The organism is Pseudomonas sp. NFR02 (assembly GCF_900119375.1).
GTDB classification, from domain to species: domain Bacteria; phylum Pseudomonadota; class Gammaproteobacteria; order Pseudomonadales; family Pseudomonadaceae; genus Aquipseudomonas; species Aquipseudomonas paracarnis.
Map to the genome: position 1 here is coordinate 147,993 of NZ_FPJJ01000005.1, position 19,979 is coordinate 167,971.

11 protein-coding genes are annotated in these 19,979 nt (G+C 60.8%); 8 read left to right on the forward strand and 3 right to left on the reverse strand.

Annotated features, from left to right (window positions below):
- Positions 1-51 precede the first annotated feature (51 nt).
- A complete protein-coding gene (guaA, locus tag BT199_RS16695) occupies positions 52-1,629 on the forward strand; it encodes a glutamine-hydrolyzing GMP synthase (protein WP_014719806.1) in 1,578 nt (525 codons plus the stop codon).
- Between the two features lie 83 nt (positions 1,630-1,712).
- Here guaA and BT199_RS16700 read toward each other — a convergent pair whose 3' ends face one another.
- Both BT199_RS16700 and treR read right to left on the reverse strand, forming a co-directional pair.
- A complete protein-coding gene (locus BT199_RS16700; RefSeq protein WP_072435062.1) occupies positions 1,713-5,159 on the reverse strand; it encodes a membrane-targeted effector domain-containing toxin in 3,447 nt (1,148 codons plus the stop codon).
- 81 nt (positions 5,160-5,240) lie between these two features.
- Positions 5,241-5,945 (reverse strand): trehalose operon repressor, encoded by a 705-nt coding sequence (gene treR, locus BT199_RS16705; protein WP_054918297.1) that lies wholly within the window; start codon positions 5,943-5,945, stop codon positions 5,241-5,243.
- Positions 5,946-6,199: 254 nt separating this feature from the next.
- Between treR and treP the strand changes: the two genes are divergently transcribed.
- The 5 genes from treP to BT199_RS16730 all read left to right on the forward strand — a co-directional run bounded on the left by treP (position 6,200) and on the right by BT199_RS16730 (position 13,784).
- On the forward strand, positions 6,200-7,642 hold the full coding sequence (gene treP, locus BT199_RS16710) for a PTS system trehalose-specific EIIBC component (RefSeq protein WP_014719803.1): 1,443 nt from the start codon (positions 6,200-6,202) through the stop codon (positions 7,640-7,642).
- Between the two features lie 122 nt (positions 7,643-7,764).
- The gene (treC, locus tag BT199_RS16715) at positions 7,765-9,411 is read left to right on the forward strand and encodes an alpha,alpha-phosphotrehalase (RefSeq protein WP_072435064.1); all 1,647 of its coding nucleotides are present in this window, start codon (positions 7,765-7,767) and stop codon (positions 9,409-9,411) included.
- A gap of 165 nt (positions 9,412-9,576) precedes the next feature.
- Positions 9,577-10,797 (forward strand): maltoporin, encoded by a 1,221-nt coding sequence (locus BT199_RS16720; protein ID WP_072435066.1) that lies wholly within the window; start codon positions 9,577-9,579, stop codon positions 10,795-10,797.
- 171 nt (positions 10,798-10,968) lie between these two features.
- On the forward strand, positions 10,969-13,503 hold the full coding sequence (gene ptsP / locus BT199_RS16725) for a phosphoenolpyruvate--protein phosphotransferase (RefSeq protein WP_072435068.1): 2,535 nt from the start codon (positions 10,969-10,971) through the stop codon (positions 13,501-13,503).
- A 2-nt stretch (positions 13,504-13,505) separates the two neighbouring features.
- Positions 13,506-13,784 (forward strand): PTS sugar transporter subunit IIB, encoded by a 279-nt coding sequence (locus BT199_RS16730; protein WP_060768040.1) that lies wholly within the window; start codon positions 13,506-13,508, stop codon positions 13,782-13,784.
- A gap of 125 nt (positions 13,785-13,909) precedes the next feature.
- On the opposite strand, the gene mltF is transcribed toward BT199_RS16730, so the two are convergent.
- Positions 13,910-15,370 (reverse strand): membrane-bound lytic murein transglycosylase MltF, encoded by a 1,461-nt coding sequence (gene mltF, locus BT199_RS16735; RefSeq protein WP_072435069.1) that lies wholly within the window; start codon positions 15,368-15,370, stop codon positions 13,910-13,912.
- 286 nt (positions 15,371-15,656) lie between these two features.
- Between mltF and purL the strand changes: the two genes are divergently transcribed.
- Both purL and BT199_RS16745 read left to right on the forward strand, forming a co-directional pair.
- Entirely contained in the window at positions 15,657-19,553 is a 3,897-nt protein-coding gene (gene purL, locus BT199_RS16740) for a phosphoribosylformylglycinamidine synthase (protein ID WP_072435071.1), read from the forward strand.
- A gap of 4 nt (positions 19,554-19,557) precedes the next feature.
- On the forward strand, positions 19,558-19,869 hold the full coding sequence (locus tag BT199_RS16745; protein ID WP_072435073.1) for a YqfO family protein: 312 nt from the start codon (positions 19,558-19,560) through the stop codon (positions 19,867-19,869).
- Positions 19,870-19,979 lie beyond the last annotated feature (110 nt).

Consider the following 19,979-nt stretch of genomic DNA (forward strand, 5'->3'; position numbering starts at 1 on the left):
GCTGTTCTTCAGCCCCGAGTTGTTTCTGATTCATTAGACGAGACTGACTTCATGGCCCTCGACATTCACGCCCACCGCATCCTGATCCTCGACTTCGGTTCCCAGTACACCCAACTGATCGCCCGCCGCGTGCGTGAAATCGGCGTGTACTGCGAACTGCACCCGTTCGACATGGACGATGAAGCGATCCGCGAATTCGCACCCAAAGGCGTCATTCTCGCCGGTGGCCCCGAGTCCGTTCACGAAGCCAACAGCCCGCGCTGCCCGCAGGCGGTATTCGACCTGGGCGTGCCGGTGTTCGGCATCTGCTACGGCATGCAGACCATGGCCGAGCAACTGGGCGGCAAGGTTGAAGGTTCCGAGTTGCGTGAATTCGGTTATGCCCGTGTAGACGTGGTCGGCAAGAGCCGCCTGCTGGACGGCATCGAAGACCACATCGACGCCGACGGCCTGTTCGGCCTCGACGTGTGGATGAGCCACGGTGACAAGGTCACCAAAATGCCGGAAGATTTCCACATCCTGGCCAGCACCCCGAGCTGCCCGATTGCCGGCATGTTCAGCGACGAGCGTCGCTACTACGGCGTGCAATTCCACCCGGAAGTGACCCACACCAAGCAAGGCGGGCGCATCCTGTCGCGTTTCATCCTCGACATCTGCGAGTGTGAAGCCCTGTGGACCCCGTCGAAAATTGCTGAAGATGCCATCGCCCAAGTGCGCGCCCAGGTCGGCACTGACAACGTATTGCTTGGCCTGTCCGGCGGCGTTGACTCCTCGGTTGTAGCGGCACTGCTGCACAAGGCCATCGGCGACCAACTGACCTGCGTGTTTGTCGACAACGGCCTGCTGCGCCTGCACGAAGGTGAGCAAGTGATGGCCATGTTCGCCGAGAACATGGGCGTCAAGGTGATCCGCGCCAACGCTGAGGACCAGTTCCTCAACAACCTGGCCGGCGAGTCCGACCCGGAGAAGAAGCGCAAGATCATCGGCCGCACCTTCATCGACGTGTTCGATGCCGAGTCCAACAAACTGGACAACATCAAGTACCTCGCCCAGGGCACCATCTACCCCGACGTGATCGAATCGGCCGGCGCCAAAAGCGGCAAGGCCCACGTGATCAAGTCCCACCACAACGTGGGTGGCCTGCCTGAGGAAATGAACCTCAAGCTGGTAGAACCGCTGCGCGAACTGTTCAAGGACGAAGTCCGCCGTCTGGGCCTGGAACTGGGCCTGCCGTACGACATGGTCTACCGCCACCCATTCCCAGGCCCGGGCCTGGGTGTGCGTATCCTGGGTGAAGTGAAGAAGGAATACGCCGACCTGCTGCGCCGCGCCGACCACATCTTCATCGAAGAACTGCGCAAGGCCGACTGGTACCACAAGGTCAGCCAGGCGTTCGTGGTGTTCCAGCCGGTGAAATCGGTGGGCGTTGTCGGCGATGGTCGTCGTTACGCATGGGTTGTTGCGCTGCGCGCCGTAGAGACCATCGACTTCATGACAGCGCGTTGGGCACACCTGCCTTACGAACTGCTGGAGACGGTCAGCGGCCGGATTATCAATGAGATCGAAGGTATCTCGCGCGTGACTTATGACGTGTCGAGCAAGCCGCCGGCGACGATTGAGTGGGAATGATTCCTGGCCCGCGCCTCGAATCGTAAATAAACAAAGCCCCGGCAGATGCCGGGGCTTTGTTGTTTCAGGGTGGTGATCCGTGGCTAGCGAGCAAATGTTTCCCACTGCCCTTGTGCGTTCAGCCGAACCGCAATCGAATCCGCAGTGGCGTTGGGGGCGTGGGGGTTGATGATGGCCCAGCCGCTGGTCCCCCCTCGATAGGTTTCATAGCGTACGTAATAGGGTTTGCCATCGTACAGAATCGCCTCGCCAGGGTCGGACGTGAGTCGATAGATCCCTTGGTATTTCCCAGGTTCGCTGACCGGTGCTTCGCCCTCCAGGATCTCATTGGCTTCCCACGCAGGAGGAACCTGCGGGGTGCTGGTCGCTGCCGGCATCACGGGTAAATTCACTGCGGGAACAAAGCCTGCGGGTGGCGGGATGTCGTCGTAAGCGGGCACGTTATTAATGTTTACCTCGGCCGTCGGAACCGGCGTCTTGATCAGTGGCAACCCCCTGAACCGCATGCCCTGGTTGTTGAGGGCCTGGAGCAGTTCCGGCAAGGAGTTGTAAACGTTACCGTTAAGCCGAGGGAACTGGGCCGCATCAATAAAGTAACCCTGGCTGATGGTGCTCTGGATAGTACTGCGCACCAGCGCCTTGAGCCGATTACGGTGGATCAGGGTCAATGTCGATTGGGTCTGTTCCAGCAGGTAATCGCCAGGAAGCTTGAGCGCATCCTCGACCTGCCGCTCAGTGAACACATAGGTGCGTGGCATCTCCAGTTCGGTCATGGGTATTTTCAGAGAGAGGTCTGTGTCCAGAGCATTCAGGCTCGGGTTTACTTTGGGCCGATTCACTACCTTTGGGCCAAGACGCACTTCAACCTTGGGGCTGGCGGCATTGAGTTCCTCAACGATGCGCAGGCTGGTGCCACCGTTTATTTCACTGATACCGGCCACGCCCCTGAACGTGTTGGTGTTTTGCGCCCCGGTCAACGCTACCCATTTGCCGACGCCGTTCTTGAGCTGGTCCAGGCGAATGATTTCGCTGGTCAGGAAGTTCTTGGCCATTTGTTCATCCATCGCCACCGCGAAGGATCGGTAATTGGCCAGGCAGCCCGTGGCCTGCACACGTATGCCGTAGGCCCTGGCGGCGGTGAGCAGTGCCTGGGTGTTAAAGCGTACCGGCAACAAGGCATCCATTTGCTCAAGATAGACTTTCAGGTCGTCAGACAGCACCCCGGTGTTGGCGAACGTATCGAGGTCCAGTTGATGCAGGTCGTTGAACAGGCGGTTCAGGTAGAGCGTCTTGATCCCTTGGCGCGCCAGGGCAGGCATGTCTTTGATCAGAACGTACAAGCTGGCGATGCGATTCGGGCTTTCAGCGACGACCAGACCGGGGGCGGTTTTGAACACGGCTTCAATCAGCTCGGTGGAGGACATTTCTGGCGTGAGCGAGGGCAAGGCCGGGCGCTCAGGCAGGCTGTGAATGAAAAAGGGCCGGGAGAAAAATTGACGCGCTGCGGTGAGGATTTTGGTGCGCGCCGGATTGATAAAATAATCTGAGGTGTAGAAGTCAGTGAAGCCGCCTCCAGGCTTGGGGATACGCTTGAAGTGGTCCGGCCTGCCGCCCATTGCCAGCTCAATCTGGTACGGGTCCAGGTCGTTGAGGTCATAAGCGGTGCCGAGGCTGGAGGGTGGGTTACTGGCGTTGGGCGAGCCATAGGAACTCGGCATGGTTTCTTCGACCGTGCTTGTACCCAGCCGTGTTTCGCCTGCAGCGACCGTGTCGACCGGAGCACCTCCCCTGATGGCGTCGGATGGACGCAAAGCGAGCTCCCATTCACCGGCGGCGTTGAGTTGTACCGGGCGTGTGCCGTAAAAAGCGTTAGGGTTCTGTGGATCGATAATTGCCCAGCTCCCTTCGCCATTGATATCGGCCTCGTAGCGTACGTAATAGACGGCATCCTTGAACTTGATGACGGTCGAAGGGTTGGCTTTGACGGTGTAGATATTGCGGTAGCGTCCTCCTTCGGTCATTGGGGTTGCCTCTTCCAGGCCTTGCAGGCGTTTCCAGGATGTCGGTATCTGGGAGGTGGCGGCCGGTGGCTCCCCGGCAGTGGGCGGTACCGTCGTTTCTCCACCCGTCGGTGTCACTGCGGGCTCATCGACGGGCTCAGGCTGTAGTTCCTTTTTGTACTCGGCCATTTCGGCGGCCTCTGCGGCATCGACCTCCGCACCCACCTCCGTGATGGGGCCCGGCCCGGCCAGGGCCAGCACGTTGAACAGCATGGCGATACCATTGATCACCGCCGCCGTCACGCCAGCCTTGCGCTCTGCGCGGGTACGGCCATTGACGGCCTGATCGATATTCATACCGGTGAGCGCGATGCTGGCGCCCAGGACCGGCAAAGCCACTTCCCAGCCGATCGCGGCCATTGGGCCGAACACTTTCAAGCCGGCGCTCAGGTAGCCTATCCAGAGTTTCTTTTGCAGGTCCTTCTGGGTGGTCAGCAGTTGCCGAGCCTCGTCGTACATGGACCAGCGCGTACGTTCCATCAACCAGGAGAAAGCATCGACATTGATCGCCTGGTTTTTGCGGTTGATCAGATGGTGGTCGGACTTGCCCCACGTGCCGACGAGACGGTTCATCAGGTCAGTGATGTTCTCCTGCATGGCCAGGCGATCAGACAGCGGGAAGTGACAGAGGAAGGCATCGCGGCTCTGTTCGTTGTTCATTTTGCCCAGAACCCACCAGTGCATGTCCGCCGGGGTTTCCAGGACTTGGAACGCAGGGGTGTCGCCGGGCGTGTAAAGAATCTGGCGGCCCTTCGGATCGACGATGCGTAGCAAGTTGAACGCCACATGGCCGTCTACATCCAGGGCGTATACCTGGGGGGGGGCGCCTGCAGACACTTCGGTTTGCAGCATCTTGCGGGTGATAGGCCATGTCACGTTGGAGGCGACAGTACTGATGCAGGTCTCTAGGTCTTCTTTTGTCAGCTGTTTGAGGTCGGCGGCCTGAACCGCTTTGCTGAGAAAATTGCATTTGGCCAGGGTTCGGAAGTCGTCGGCATGGCTGTGCCAGAAGTCGTCCAGTTGACCGTTGTAGAGGCTGTCGAATCGAATGTTCCAGAAGTCCTTCAGCACTTCGTTGCCATGCAGACGCACTTCGTTGGTTTCATTAAAGTCGCCATACACCGGACCCGCGGTGTAAAAACCCCCATACAGGTCGAGCAAGTCGGCGTTGTCGAAATCGGTGGCACGAAAGCGATGAATCACCAACTGCGTCAGGGTTGTCGATTCGTAGGGTTTTTCCAGTAGGTGTTCCCAACCGGTGAAGGTCTTGGTGCTGCTCTGGGCGCTCTTGAACCGATGGTAGTAGACGTCATCCGGGTCCAGGCCTTTTACACCGTGCTTTTGCAGGATGTCGCAGGCGGTTTGATGGGCGCTGTCATTCAGGCTGGGGCATGCCGGGATTATTTGGGTGGCCAACGTTATCAGCGCGGCCTTGTCGGCTGCATTGGGCAGGGGGGTACCGGTACTCATGGAGGGCTCATCCTTCAAAAAGAAGGCGAGGGTCCCTCAGGTGCGACGCTTGCGGGCGCTACATAGTTGTTGGGTAAGGCTTCAGCGTCTCGCAATATCCGAAAAATAAAACTTATCCAACGTATGCCGCGACTCGGTGTACTCGAACTGCCTTCCATCCTGCAAGAACGTCTGGTTACTCACCACAATCACATGGCTTTGCCCCTCCAGATCCAGATGCGCCTGGTCGTCCTTGCTGCGTGGCAGGGCTTCGATGGTGCGTTGCGCGTAGCTGATCTGCAGCTGCAGCGTTTGCTCGATAAACGCGTAGATCGACTGCTCGGCGATGTCGCGGTCCAGGCCGGGAATCAGGTCGCTGATGAAGTGGTTGATGTCCAGAATCACGCGTTTGCCACCGATGCGGCGCACCCGTTTGATGCGCGTGATCAGTGTGCCGGGTTCGGCCTCGATGTGCTGCAGCAGTGAGCCTTCCAACGGGATCTGGGTGAACTCGACCACGTCGGTACGTACGTCATCGCCCAGGTCAGCGTGCGTTTCGTGGAAGCTGACGATGCCGCCCAGTTGGAACTCGATCGGGTTGGGCGATAACACAAAGGTGCCCTTGCCGTGGATCTTTTGCGCAAAGCCACGTTCCTGCAACTGCTCGATGGCGCGCCGTACGGTGCCACGGCTGGCCTGGTAGGCGTCCATCAGTTCGGTTTCGGAGGGAAGGCGCGTACCGCGTTGCAGGCGCTCGGTGGTGATGCTGGCAAGCAGATCCGTATAGATCTGGTTGTATTTGCTCATGGGATGGCTCTTGCCCGGCGTTATGAAGGTGGACTGCGCGTTCAAGGCAGGAACCATAGTGGCAGAGGTGGGGTTTGTCCATTGGACAGCGGTGCGAGCCGGGGAAAAATCTGACAGAAAGCTCGCAGGCATAAACAAAAGTGTAACTCGTACAGACGAGTTGTTGATTTAACTCGTACAGACGAGTACTTTTCCCTCCTCGGCGTGCTGCCAACGACTGCCACCCATAAAAACAATCACAGTGGAAAACGAGCATGAGCCACGACTATTCAACGATTGCCCGCGAGATTCTCGACAACCTCGGGGGCCGCGAAAACCTTGAGCAGGCCGCCCATTGCGTGACCCGCCTGCGCCTGGCGCTCAAGGACCCCAGCCTGGTCAACAGCAGTGCCCTGAACCAGGTCGATCTGGTCAAGGGCTCGTTCTTTACCGGTGGCCTGTTCCAGGTGGTGATCGGCCCCGGCGAGGTGGAGAAGGTCTACGCCGCCCTGCGCGAACTGACCGGCCTGGCCGCGTCGACCATTGCCGACGTCAAGAAAGCCGGCGGCGACAAGACCAACCCCATGCAGCGCCTGGTGCGGGTGTTCTCCGATGTGTTCATGCCGATCCTGCCCGCGCTGATCATTGCCGGCCTGTTGATGGGCGTGAACAACCTGATGGGCGCCAAGGGCATGTTCATCGAAGGCAAGACGCTGCTGGAGGCCTACCCGAACCTGGATGGTCTGTGGAGCCTGATCAACCTGATGGCCAACACCTCCTTCGTGTTCCTGCCGGCACTGGTGGGCTGGTCGGCGGCCAAGCGGTTCGGCGGCAGTGAAATCCTCGGCATCGTGCTGGGCCTGATGCTGGTGCACCCGGACCTGCTCAACGCCTGGAACTACGGCAAGGCGGTTGCCGGCCTCGACGGCCAGAGCCTGCCGTACTTCGATATCTTCGGCTGGTTCCAGATCGAGAAAGTCGGTTACCAGGGGCAGATCCTGCCGATCCTGATGGCGGCCTTTGTCATGAGCGTGATCGAAAAGTGGCTGCGGGCGCGGGTGCCGAATGCCATTCAACTGCTGGTGGTGCCGATCACCACTATCGTCGTCACCGGCGTGCTGGCCCTGGCGATTATCGGCCCGGTGACCCGTCACCTTGGCATCCTGATCACCGAAGGTTTGGTGACCCTGTTCGAGATCGCCCCGATGATCGGCGGCGCGATTTTCGGCCTGCTCTATGCGCCGCTGGTGATCACCGGCATGCACCACATGTTCCTCGCCGTCGACCTGCAGTTGATCTCCACTCAGGGCGGCACCTTTATCTGGCCGATGATCGTCATGTCCAACCTGGCCCAGGGCAGCGCCGCCCTCGGGGTGTTCTACATGACCCGCAACGCGCGGGACAAAAGCATGGCCTCGACCTCGGCGATTTCCGCTTACTTCGGCATCACGGAGCCGGCGATGTTCGGCGTGAACCTGCGCTTCAAATTTCCGTTCTATGCCGCGCTGCTGGGCTCGGCGCTGGGCAGCATTTTTCTGTCGTTGAACAAGGTGCAGGCCTCGGCCATCGGCGTCGGTGGGTTGCCCGGGTTTATCTCGATCGTGCCGAGCGCGATTCCGATGTTCGTGATCGGCATGGTCGTGGCGATGGTCGTGCCGTTTGCGCTGACGTGCATGTTGAGCATGAAGATCGTTCGGCCTGGTTATCGGGTCGCCTGAAGATCGCTATCGCAGGCAAGCCAGCTCCCACAGTGATTTGTGAACACATTCAAGTGTGGGAGCTGGCTTGCCTGCGATGAGGCCAGAAGGGCCAGCACCCAACTCTACTGAAGGAACCCACCATGCAAACCTGGCAACACTCGGTGATCTACCAGATCTACCCCAAAAGCTTCCACAGCCACGCGGGTAACGCCACCGGTGACCTGTTGGGCATCGTGGACAAACTCGACTACCTCAAATGGCTGGGCGTGGATTGCCTGTGGGTCACCCCGTTCCTGCGTTCGCCCCAGCGCGACAACGGCTACGACATCAGCGACTACTACGCCATCGACCCCAGCTACGGCACTATGGCCGACTGCGACCTGCTGATCAGCGAAGCCGCCAAGCGTGGTATCAAGCTGATGCTCGATATCGTGGTCAACCACACCTCCATCGAACACGAATGGTTCCAGCAGGCGCGCAGCAGCCTCGACAATCCCTATCGTGACTTCTACATCTGGCGCGACCAGCCGAACAACTGGGAATCCAAGTTCGGCGGCTCGGCCTGGGAGTACGAAGCGCAGACTGGCCAGTACTACCTGCATCTGTTCGACCATACACAGGCCGACCTCAATTGGGACAACCCCCAGGTGCGCGCCGAAGTGTTCAAGATGATGCGCTTCTGGCGCGACAAAGGCGTGGGCGGCTTCCGCCTGGATGTGATCAACCTGATCTCCAAGCCCGCCGACTTCCCCGAGGACAACAGCGACGGCCGCCGCTTCTATACCGACGGCCCGAACGTGCACCAATACTTGCAGCAAATGCACCGTGAAGTCTTTGAAGGCCATGACCTTATCAACGTGGGCGAGATGTCATCCACCCGCCTGGAACACTGCATTCGCTACTCGAATCCAGCGTCTAAAGAACTGTCGATGACCTTCAACTTCCACCACCTGAAAGTCGATTACCCCAACCTGCAAAAGTGGGTGAAGGCTGACTTCGACTTCCTGCAACTCAAGCAGATTTTCTCCGACTGGCAGATAGGCATGCAGGCCGGCGGCGGCTGGAACGCGTTGTTCTGGTGTAACCACGACCAGCCACGGGTGGTCTCGCGCTTTGGTGACGACGGCCAATACCGCGTGGTCTCGGCCAAGATGCTCGCCACGGCGCTGCACTTTCTGCAGGGCACGCCGTATGTGTATCAGGGCGAAGAGTTGGGTATGACCAATCCAGGCTTCGACAGCATCTCGCAATACCGCGATGTGGAAACCCTGAACATCTTCCGGCTCAAGCGCGACGCGGGAGAGTCCGAAGCCTCGAGCATGGCGGCGATCATGCAGAAGTCCCGCGATAACGGGCGTACGCCCATGCAGTGGAGCACCGAAGCGAACGCGGGGTTCAGCCGCGGTGAACCCTGGATCGGCATTCCCGCGAATGCTGCGCAGATCAACGTCGCAAGCCAGATGGATGACACGGATTCGGTGCTGCATCACTACCGCAGGCTGATCGATCTGCGCCGTCGCGAACCGCTGATACAGCAAGGCGTTTACCGCCCGATGCTGCAAGACCATCTCCAGGTCTGGGCGTACCTGCGTGAAGGCCACGGCGAGCGCCTGTTGGTACTCAACAACTTCTATGGATCGCCATGCGAGATCCAGCTGCCAGAAAGCGTGATCAACGCCGAGAGCGAGCAACGCCTGTTGATCAGCAACTACCCCGACTGCCCCCTGCGCACGAGCACTGTGCTGTTACGTCCTTATGAATCCTTCGTGCTGCACCTGACTGATTGAAACACCCCCTGCAGGAGCGAGCTTGCTCGCGAAGATCGTCAACGAAAACGCGCCCCTCCAGGTGTTGCGTGGAGGCAGGAAGTTTTTCGCGAGCAAGCTCGCTCCTACAGGGATCGCGTCATGCAAGACAGTAAGAAAAAACAATAAAAATAAAAGGAGCGTTTCATGAAAACAACAATAAAGCTGGGCCTTATTGCCTCCTGCCTCACGGTGCCTTTTGGCGCGCAAGCCCTGGAGTTTGCCGGGTATTTGCGCAGCGGCGTGGGCACGTCAACGGGCAGCGGCAAGCAGCAATGTTTCCAACTGCCGGGTGCGCAAACCAAATACCGCCTGGGTAACGAATGCGAGCAGTACGCTGAACTGGAATTGCGCCAGGACCTGCTGACCCTCGATGACGGTTCGGTGCTCAGCGTCGATGCCATGGCGTCCCTCTACAACCGGTACGACCGCGCCCTGAAGTTCCAGGGTGAAAACAACGGCTCGGCGCGCATGCCGCAGATGTATGCGCAATGGTCCAACCTGCCCAGTCTCAATGGCGGTTCGCTGTGGGCCGGGCGGCGTTACTACAAACGTAACGACATCCATATTTCCGACTTCTACTACTGGAACCAGAGCGCCACCGGTGGTGGGATCGAGGACGTGTTGATCGGCGGCTTGAAATACAGCTACGCCCTGTCGCGCAAGGACAACCTGTACCAGAAGGAGTACGCCACCCGTCACGACTTCAACGTCGCCGGTTTCAAGACCAACCCCGGTGGCGAGCTGGAACTTGGCTTGAGCTACATCGCCAAGGCCGGTGGCCGTGACACCAACAGTGGCTGGGCGCTGACGGCGCAGCATGTACAAGCGGCCTTCCTGGGTGGCAAGAACAAGTTTGCCCTGCAGTACGGCGAAGGCCCCGGCACCGGTCTGGGTTACACCGGCAATACCACGTTGGACAAAAGTAGCAAAAGTTACCGCGCCGTGGAGTTCTTTGATTGGCAAGTGACTCCGCGTTTCGGCGGGCAAGTCGAGGCGGTGTACCAGAAAGATGTGCGCCCTGGGCGTCAGGATCAGAACTGGATGTCCCTGGGTGTACGCCCGGCGTATGCGCTCAGCGAGCAATTCAAACTGGTTACTGAGCTGGGGCACGATCAGGTCGAGGCCACCGGCGGTACGCGCAAATTGAGCAAATTTACCTTCGCCCCGACCTGGTCGCCCAAAGGCCCTGAGTTCTGGGCGCGGCCGGAAGTACGGCTGTATTACACCTATGCGTCCTGGAATAAAGCGGCCAAGCGTGCGGCCAATGAGCTGGCGGCGGGCTCGGCTTTGTCCGATACCGGCGCCTATGGCACGGCGCGGCATGGGTCGAACGTCGGTGTGCAGGTCGAATATTGGTGGAAGTAATCCGCGCTTGTGTGGGAGCGGGCTTGCTCGCGAATGCAGTAGGTCAGTCAATGAATGTGTCGCCTGATACACCGCTTTCGCGAGCAAGCCCGCTGCCACCTTTGATCTTCGTCATCCTCAACCTTGCATCGACTCAATGATTTTTAAAGAACAACACAAACAGGTGAAGTCATGACCACATCTCAACCCCTGGAACTGCTGGCACCCTTGTCCGGGGTTTTGCTGGCGCTGGATCAGGTCCCCGACCCGGTATTTTCCGGCCGCGTGATTGGCGATGGCCTGTGCATCGACCCCACTTCGCAGACCCTCTGCGCGCCGTTGGCCGGGGTGGTCAGCAACATTCAGGACAGCGGCCACGCCGTCAGCGTCACCGCCGATAACGGTGTGCAGATATTGCTGCATATTGGCCTGGACACCGTGAACCTGGCGGGCCAGGGCTTCACCCGGCTGGTCGAGGAGGGCCAGCGGGTGGAGGCCGGGCAGCCGCTGATCGAGTTCGATGCCGATTATGTGGCGCTCAATGCACGCAGCCTGCTGACCTTGATGCTCATTGTGAGCGGCGAGCCGTTTGTGCCATTGGTGGCCGGTCAAGCGCTGGTCGAGTCCGGCCAGCCTCTGGTGCAGGTCTCACCGGGGCCGATGCCCGCTGAGGTGGACGAGGAAGAGGGCAATGCGCTGTTTTCCAAGCCAGTGACACTGCCCAATGCCAGCGGCCTGCACGCCCGCCCTGCGGCGGTGTTTGCCCAGGCGGCGAAGGGGTTCAGTTCCAGCATTTTCCTGCACAAGCAAACCCTGAGCGCCAATGCCAAGTCGCTTGTGGCGATCATGGCGCTGCAGACCTCCCAGGGCGACAGCGTGCAAGTGAGCGCGGCGGGGGAAGATGCCGAGGCGGCGATCCAGGCGCTGGTGGCGTTGTTGCTCGACGGCTGTGGCGAGACGCTGCCGGTAACGGTCGAGGCGATCAACGAGCCCGCTACGCCTGCGTCTTCGGCGTCCGTGTTGCGAGGCGTCTGTGCGTCGCCGGGCTCGGCGTTCGGCCAGGTTGTCCAAGTGGCTGAACCGGCGCTTGAGATTCCCGAAGCCGGTGCCGGAGAAACCTTCGAACGTACCGCATTGGCCCGTGGCCTGCGGGCGGCAAACGAGGCGCTGCAAGCGTTGCAGGCCAAGGCGGCCGGCAGCGCCCAGGCCGAGATCTTCCGCGCCCACCAGGAACTGCTCGAAGACCCGACCTTGCTTGAACAAGCCCATAGCCTGCTGGCCGAAGGCAAGAGCGCGGCCTTTGCCTGGAATACGGCCACGGTGGCGACCGCCAGGCTCTTCGAAGGCTTGGGTAAAACGCTGCTGGCTGAGCGTGCGGCGGATTTGGCCGATGTCGGCCAGCGGGTGCTCAAGTTGATCCTGGGGGTGTCGGAGCGCTCCATGGAGCTGCCGGAGTGCGCCATTCTGGTCGCCGAACAACTGACCCCCTCACAAACAGCCGGCCTGGATACCAGCAAAGTGCTGGGCTTCGTCACGGTCGCCGGTGGTGCTACCAGCCACGTGGCCATCCTCGCCCGGGCCCTCGGCCTGCCATCCCTTTGCGGTGTACCCAGTCAAGTATTGGCCTTGGCCAACGGCAAGCGGGTACTGCTCAACGCCGACAAAGGCGAGCTGCAGCTGGAGCCGAACCTGGCTGAAATCGAGCAACTGCAGGCGGTTCGTCAACAGCAAAAGCTACGGCTGCAGCGTGAAGTGGCACAGGCCTCACAGGCGGCGGTCACCCGCGACGGTCACCACATCGAGGTCACAGCCAACGTCGCCTCATTGCAGGAAGTGGAACAGTCACTGACCCTGGGCGGTGAAGGCGTGGGTCTGCTGCGTTCGGAGTTCCTCTACCTGGAACGCAACCGTGCACCGAGCGCAGAGGAGCAGGCCGACACCTACAGCGCCATCGCCCGCGCCCTCGGCACCGAGCGTAATCTGGTGGTACGTACCTTGGATGTGGGCGGCGATAAACCCTTGGCCTATGTGCCGATGGAAAACGAGACCAACCCATTCCTTGGCCTGCGCGGTATCCGCCTGTGCCTGGAACGCCCCGAACTGCTGCGTGAACAGTTGCGTGCGATTCTTGCCAGTGCAGGCTTGGCGCGGCTGCATATCATGTTGCCAATGGTCAGCCTGCTGTCGGAGCTGCATCTGGCGCGCAAAATGCTTGATGAGGAAGCGCAGACGCTTGGCCTGAGTGAACTCCCCAAGCTGGGCATCATGATCGAAGTGCCGAGTGCGGCGTTGATGGCGGATGTGTTTGCGCCCCATGTGGATTTCTTCTCCATCGGCACCAACGACCTCACCCAATACACCCTGGCCATGGACCGCGATCACCCGCGCCTGGCCAGCCAGGCCGACAGTTTTCATCCGGCGGTGCTGCGGCTGATCGACATGACCGTCAAGGCGGCCCATGCCCACGGCAAGTGGGTGGGCGTATGTGGTGCGCTGGCGTCCGAAACCCTGGCGGTGCCGGTGTTGATCGGCCTGGGCGTGGATGAGCTGTCGGTCAGCGTGCCGCTGATCCCCACCATCAAGGCCACCGTGCGCGAGTTGGACCTGCACGACTGCCAGATCATTGCCCGCCAAGTGCTGGGCCTGGAAGAAGCCGACCAAGTGCGCGAGGCCCTGCGCCTGTACCACGCGGCCACCGTTGAAACCTCACCTGTCATGGAGCACTGAGCATGTTCGAGAAATTGCAGCGGGCGTTCTGGAAAGCCCTGACGCCTGATTTGGTGGCCGAGACGGTCACGCCGACGACGCCGAGCCTGTTGTCGGCCGATGTGGTGAGTGCATTGGGCGGGGAGGGTAACGTGACGTCACAGCAGCGCGTGGCACTCACGCGGGTGCGCGTGCAATTGCGCGAGGCGGGGCGTTTGGATGAGTCGGCGTTGAAGGCCGCGGGTATACCCGCCGTGATGGTACTGCCGGGCGGCGTGCTCCACCTGCTCACCGGCCTCTAAGCCAAGTGAAGATCCAAATGTGGGAGCGGGCTTGCTCGCGAAGGCGGTGTGTCAGTCAGCACATGTATTGACTGATCCACCGCCTTCGCGAGCAAGCCCGCTCCCACATGAGGTATGTGGTGCTTTTATAACTGTGGGGTGTCTTGCGGTGGCTTGGTCTTGTCCACGCCCGGCACATGCAGGTTGCCTTCCACCACCTGGTTACCTTCCAGCTGCGGCTGGGTCACCCAGGTGAGGATGTCGTAGTAACGCCGGATGTTCGCCACAAAATGTACCGGCTCGCCGCCGCGGGCGTAGCCGTAGCGGGTCTTGCTGTACCACTGCTTCTGCGACAGGCGTGGCAGCATCTTCTTCACGTCCAGCCACTTGTTCGGGTTCAGGCCTTCTTTTTTCGCCAGGATGCGTGCGTCGTCCAGGTGGCCGGTGCCCACGTTATAGGCGGCGAGGGCGAACCAGGTGCGGTCGGGCTCGGCGATCTTGTCGTCCAGCTCATCCTTGATTCTGGCCAGGTACTTGGCGCCGCCCATGATGCTCTGCTTGGGGTCCAGGCGGTTGGACACGCCCATGGCTTGCGCGGTGTTCTGGGTCAGCATCATCAGGCCGCGCACGCCGGTCTTGGAGGTGACCGTGGGTTGCCACAGCGATTCCTGATAACCAATGGCTGCCAGCAGCCGCCAATCGACTTTCTCGGCCTTGGCATACGCACGAAAGTGTTTCTCATACTTGGGCAGGCGTTGTTGCAGGTGCTGGGCAAAGGTATAGGCGCCGACATAGCCGAGTACATCGACGTGCCCGTAGTAGCGGTCCTTCAGGCGTTGCAAGGTGCCATTCTTCTCGACCTTGTCCAGGTAACTGTTGATCTCGTTGAGCAGGCTGTTGTCGTCGCCTGCTGCCACGGCCCAGCTTTGATTGCTGGCATTGCCGAGGTCGAAGGCCACGCGCACGTTGGGGAAGTACACCTGGTTCATGGCCACTTCGTTGGAGTCCACCAGGGTCAGGTCGATTTGCCCTTCGTCGACCATGCGCAGCAAATCCACCACCTCAACGGCATCGGATTCTTCGTATTCAATCGCCGGGTTCTGTTTTTTCAGCGCCGCCAGTTGTTCAACGTGGGTGCTGCCCTTGAGCACCATGATCTTCTTGCCCACCAAGTCGGCGGCATTGGTGGGACGCGATTGGCCGTTGCGGTAGATAATCTGTGGGGTGACTTCAAGGTACGGGTGGGAGAAGCGCACCTGCTGCTGGCGCTGGTCGCTGCTCACCAGGCCGGCGGCGGCGAGTACCGGGCCATTGGGTTTGCCCAGCCGGCTGAACAGGTCGTCGAGGTTGTCGGCCGTCTCGATTTCCAACTTCACCCCCAGGTCGTCGGCAAAGCGCTTGACCAGTTCGTATTCGAAGCCGGTCTCACCGTTGCGATCCTGGAAATACGTAGCGGGACTGTTGCGAGTGACCACCCGCAATACGCCATCCTCCTTGATTCGCTCCAGTGTGCTGGGTTTATCAACACAGGCACTGAGCATCAGGAAGAGCAAGGTGGCGATGAGCCATTTGACGCATCGCAGGCGCGAAACAGTTGGGAAGAACATCTGCGCAGTATACGCAAACGGCTCACGGCGCCATATCTCGACAGCGGCGCACTTGTCTGCTAGCCAGCGTAAAACTGTGCTGCAGCCCGCAGAAACGGGGCTTGGCGAGCGATTGTGACGGTTAAAATAACTGCGCCCAATGCCCTGCATCACGCCGTGATCGCAGGCAAAGCGTGCCAACTGACGTTCGGCGGCGGCCACCGGTAGCGTTTCGGGTGCCGTTGGCGAAGGTTTACGCTAGAATGCACGGCCTCAAAGCACACCCCTTCCCGAGGCTGTCCCGAAGATGTTGATCCTGCGCGGCGCTCCTGCCCTTTCTGCCTTTCGCCACAGCAAACTCCTTGAGCAACTGAGCCAGAAGGTTCCAGCTGTTACAGGCCTGTACGCTGAATTTGCTCACTTCGCCGACGTAACCGGCGTCTTGACCGCCGACGAACAGCAAGTGCTGGCACGCCTTCTGAAGTACGGCCCAAGCGTTCCCGTTCAAGAGCCGACTGGCCGCTTGTTCCTGGTTCTGCCACGGTTCGGCACCATCTCGCCCTGGTCGAGCAAGGCCAGCGACATCGCCCGCAACTGCGGCCTGGACAAAATCCAGCGCCTGGAGCGTGGGATCGCCTTCTACGTCGCCGGGCAGTTCAGCGACGCCGAGGCCGAGCTGATCGCCAGCAGCCTGCACGACCGCATGACCCAGATCATCGTCAGCCAGCTGGAACAGGCTGCCGGCCTGTTCAGCCATGCCGAACCCAAGCCGCTCACCGCGATTGACGTGCTCGGCGGTGGCCGCGCCGCCCTCGAGAAGGCCAACACCGAACTGGGCCTGGCCCTGGCCGAAGACGAGATCGACTATCTGGTCAACGCCTTCACCGGCTTGAAGCGCAACCCCCACGACATCGAACTGATGATGTTCGCCCAGGCCAACTCCGAGCACTGCCGTCACAAGATCTTCAACGCCAGTTGGGACATCGACGGCCAAAGCCAGGAAAAAAGCCTGTTCGGCATGATCAAGAACACCTACGTGATGCACAGCGAAGGCGTTCTGTCGGCTTATAAGGACAACGCCTCGGTCATCGTCGGCTCCGTCGCCGGTCGCTTCTTCCCGGACCCGGAAACCCGCCAATACGGCGCGGTGCAGGAGCCGGTGCACATCCTGATGAAGGTTGAAACCCACAACCACCCGACCGCGATTGCCCCGTTCCCGGGCGCAGCCACCGGTTCGGGCGGCGAAATCCGTGACGAAGGCGCCACCGGTCGTGGTGCCAAGCCCAAGGCGGGCCTCACCGGTTTCACCGTGTCCAACCTGCAGATCCCGGGCTTTGAACAGCCGTGGGAAGTGCCGTATGGCAAGCCTGAGCGCATCGTCACGGCGCTGGACATCATGATCGAAGGCCCGCTGGGCGGCGCCGCGTTCAACAACGAATTCGGGCGCCCAGCGCTCACCGGCTACTTCCGGACCTTCGAGCAGTCCATCACCACCCCGCGTGGCGATGAAGTGCGCGGCTACCACAAGCCGATCATGTTGGCCGGCGGCATGGGCAACATCCGTGAAGAACACGTCAAGAAAGGCGAGATTCTGGTCGGCTCCAAGCTGATCGTGCTCGGCGGCCCGGCGATGCTGATCGGCCTGGGCGGCGGTGCGGCCTCTTCCATGGCCACCGGCACCAGCTCGGCAGATCTGGACTTTGCTTCCGTACAGCGCGAAAACCCTGAGATGGAACGCCGTTGCCAGGAAGTCATCGACCGTTGCTGGCAGTTGGGTGACAAGAACCCGATCAGCTTCATCCACGACGTCGGCGCTGGCGGTTTGTCCAACGCCTTCCCGGAACTGGTCAACGATGGCGACCGTGGTGGCCGTTTCGAGCTGCGCAACATTCCAAACGACGAGCCGGGCATGGCCCCGCACGAAATCTGGAGTAACGAATCCCAGGAACGCTACGTACTGGCCGTCGGTCCTGAAGACTTCGCACGCTTCCAGGCCATCTGCGAACGCGAGCGTTGCCCGTTTGCCGTGGTCGGCGAAGCCACTGCCGAGCCGCAACTGACCGTCACCGACAGCCACTTCGGCAACAGCCCCGTGGACATGCCGTTGGAAGTGCTGCTGGGCAAGGCCCCGCGCATGCACCGTTCGGCCAACCGTGAAGCTGAACTGGGCGATGATTTCGACCCAAGCACGCTGGACCTGGCCAACAGCATCGAACGCGTGCTGCACCATCCGGCCGTGGCGAGCAAAAGCTTCCTGATCACCATCGGCGACCGCACCATCACCGGCCTGGTTGCCCGTGACCAAATGGTCGGCCCATGGCAGGTGCCGGTGGCCGACGTTGCCGTCACCGCCACCAGCTTCGACGTGTACACCGGTGAAGCCATGGCCATGGGCGAGCGCACGCCGCTGGCCCTGCTGGACGCACCGGCGTCGGGCCGCATGGCCATTGGTGAAACCCTCACCAACATCGCCGCCTCGCGTATCGGCAAGCTGTCCGACATCAAGCTGTCGGCCAACTGGATGTCCGCTGCCGGTCACCCGGGTGAAGATGCACGCCTGTACGACACGGTTAAAGCCGTCGGCATGGAGCTGTGCCCGGAACTGGGTATCACCATTCCGGTGGGCAAGGACTCCATGTCCATGGCCACCCGTTGGAACGAAGACGGCACCGACAAGAGCGTCACGTCGCCGCTGTCGTTGATCGTTACCGGTTTCGCGCCGGTCACCGACATCCGCCAGACCCTGACCCCGCAACTGCGCATGGACAAGGGCACCACCGACCTGATCCTGATCGACCTGGGCCGTGGCCAGAACCGCATGGGCGCCTCGATCCTGGCGCAAACCCACGGCAAGCTCGGCAAGCAGGCCCCGGACGTCGACGACGCCGAAGACCTCAAGGCCTTCTTCGCCGTGATCCAGGGCCTGAACGCCGACGGCCACCTGTTGGCTTACCACGACCGTTCCGACGGTGGTTTGCTGACCAGCGTTGTCGAAATGGCCTTCGCCGGTCACTGCGGCTTGAACATCGTGCTCGACAGCGTTGCCGAGGATGCTGCCGAAATCAACGGCATCCTGTTCAACGAAGAGTTGGGTGCGGTGATCCAGGTGCGCCAGGACGCTACCCCAGACGTGCTCGCGCAGTTCAGCGCCGCTGGCCTGGCCGAGTGCGTGGCGGTGATTGGCCAGCCGATCAACAACGGCGAAGTCAATATCTCCTTCAACGGCGACACGGTCTTTACCGGTCAGCGTCGTTTGCTGCAACGCCAGTGGGCCGAGACCAGCTATCAGATCCAGCGTCTGCGCGACAACGCCGACTGCGCTGAGCAGGAATTCGACGTGATCCTGGAAGAAGACAACCCGGGCCTGAGCACCATGCTCAGCTTCGATGTCAACCAGGACATCGCAGCGTTTTACATCAAGAAGGGCATTCGCCCACAGGTTGCCGTACTGCGTGAGCAAGGCGTCAACGGTCAGGTGGAAATGGCGGCGGCGTTCGACCGCGCCGGCTTCAATGCGATCGACGTGCACATGAGCGATATCCTCGCTGGTCGCGTTGACCTCAATGAGTTCAAAGGCCTGGTGGCCTGCGGTGGTTTCTCCTACGGCGACGTGCTGGGTGCCGGTGAAGGCTGGGCCAAGTCGGCCCTGTTCAACAGCCGTGCCCGCGATGCGTTCCAGGGCTTCTTCGAACGCAACGACAGCTTCACCCTGGGTGTGTGCAACGGTTGCCAGATGATGTCCAACCTCAGCGAACTGATCCCGGGCAGCGAGTTCTGGCCGCACTTTGTGCGTAACCGTTCCGAGCAGTTCGAAGCCCGTGTCGCCATGGTGCAGGTGCAGGAGTCCAACTCGATCTTCCTGCAGGGCATGGCCGGTTCGCGTATGCCAATCGCCATCGCCCACGGTGAAGGCCACGCCGAATTCAGCAGCGAAGAAGCGCTGCTTGAAGCCGACCTGTCCGGCACCGTGGCCCTGCGTTTCGTCGACAACCACGGCAAGGTCACCGAGAGCTACCCGGCCAACCCGAACGGCTCGCCGCGCGGGATCACCGGCCTTACCAGCCGCGACGGCCGCGTGACCATCATGATGCCGCACCCGGAGCGCGTGTTCCGCGCCGTGCAAAACTCGTGGCGCCCGGAAGAGTGGAACGAAGACGGCGCCTGGATGCGCATGTTCCGCAACGCTCGCGTGTGGGTGAACTAAGGCCGTGTACAAGCTCGCCTTCTTCGTACCCGACAGCCATGTGGAGACGGTAAAAACCGCCGTCTTCGCAGCCGGCGGCGGGCGCATCGGCGACTACGACAGCTGCGCCTGGCAAGTGCTGGGCCAGGGCCAATTCCGCGCGTTGGACGGCAGCCAGCCGTTTATCGGGCAGGTCGGCCAGGTTGAAGTGGTTGAAGAGTGGAAGGTTGAGCTGGTGGTGGCGGATGAGTTGATTGCGGCTGTCGTGGCTGCTTTGAAACTCAGTCACCCGTATGAGACACCGGCGTATGAGGTGTGGCGGTTGGCGGATTTTTGATCGGCTGGCTGCATAAACAAGAAACCCGCTGGGCCAGTTTGGTCAGCGGGTTTTTTGTTGGCTGTGAAGGCCTCATCGCGGGCAAGCCCGGCTCTTACAGTTTGATCGTG

Excerpts from the sequence above, each read along its gene's own strand:
- BT199_RS16700 (WP_072435062.1), bottom strand. The coding sequence starts at position 5,159 with ATGAGTACCGGTACCCCCCTGCCCAATGCAGCCGACAAGGCCGCGCTG.
- guaA (WP_014719806.1), top strand. The coding sequence starts at position 52 with ATGGCCCTCGACATTCACGCCCACCGCATCCTGATCCTCGACTTCGGT.
- BT199_RS16720 (WP_072435066.1), top strand. The coding sequence starts at position 9,577 with ATGAAAACAACAATAAAGCTGGGCCTTATTGCCTCCTGCCTCACGGTG.
- treP (WP_014719803.1), top strand. The coding sequence starts at position 6,200 with ATGAGCCACGACTATTCAACGATTGCCCGCGAGATTCTCGACAACCTC.
- BT199_RS16730 (WP_060768040.1), top strand. The coding sequence starts at position 13,506 with ATGTTCGAGAAATTGCAGCGGGCGTTCTGGAAAGCCCTGACGCCTGAT.
- treC (WP_072435064.1), top strand. The coding sequence starts at position 7,765 with ATGCAAACCTGGCAACACTCGGTGATCTACCAGATCTACCCCAAAAGC.
- purL (WP_072435071.1), top strand. The coding sequence starts at position 15,657 with ATGTTGATCCTGCGCGGCGCTCCTGCCCTTTCTGCCTTTCGCCACAGC.
- treR (WP_054918297.1), bottom strand. The coding sequence starts at position 5,945 with ATGAGCAAATACAACCAGATCTATACGGATCTGCTTGCCAGCATCACC.
- ptsP (WP_072435068.1), top strand. The coding sequence starts at position 10,969 with ATGACCACATCTCAACCCCTGGAACTGCTGGCACCCTTGTCCGGGGTT.
- mltF (WP_072435069.1), bottom strand. The coding sequence starts at position 15,370 with ATGTTCTTCCCAACTGTTTCGCGCCTGCGATGCGTCAAATGGCTCATC.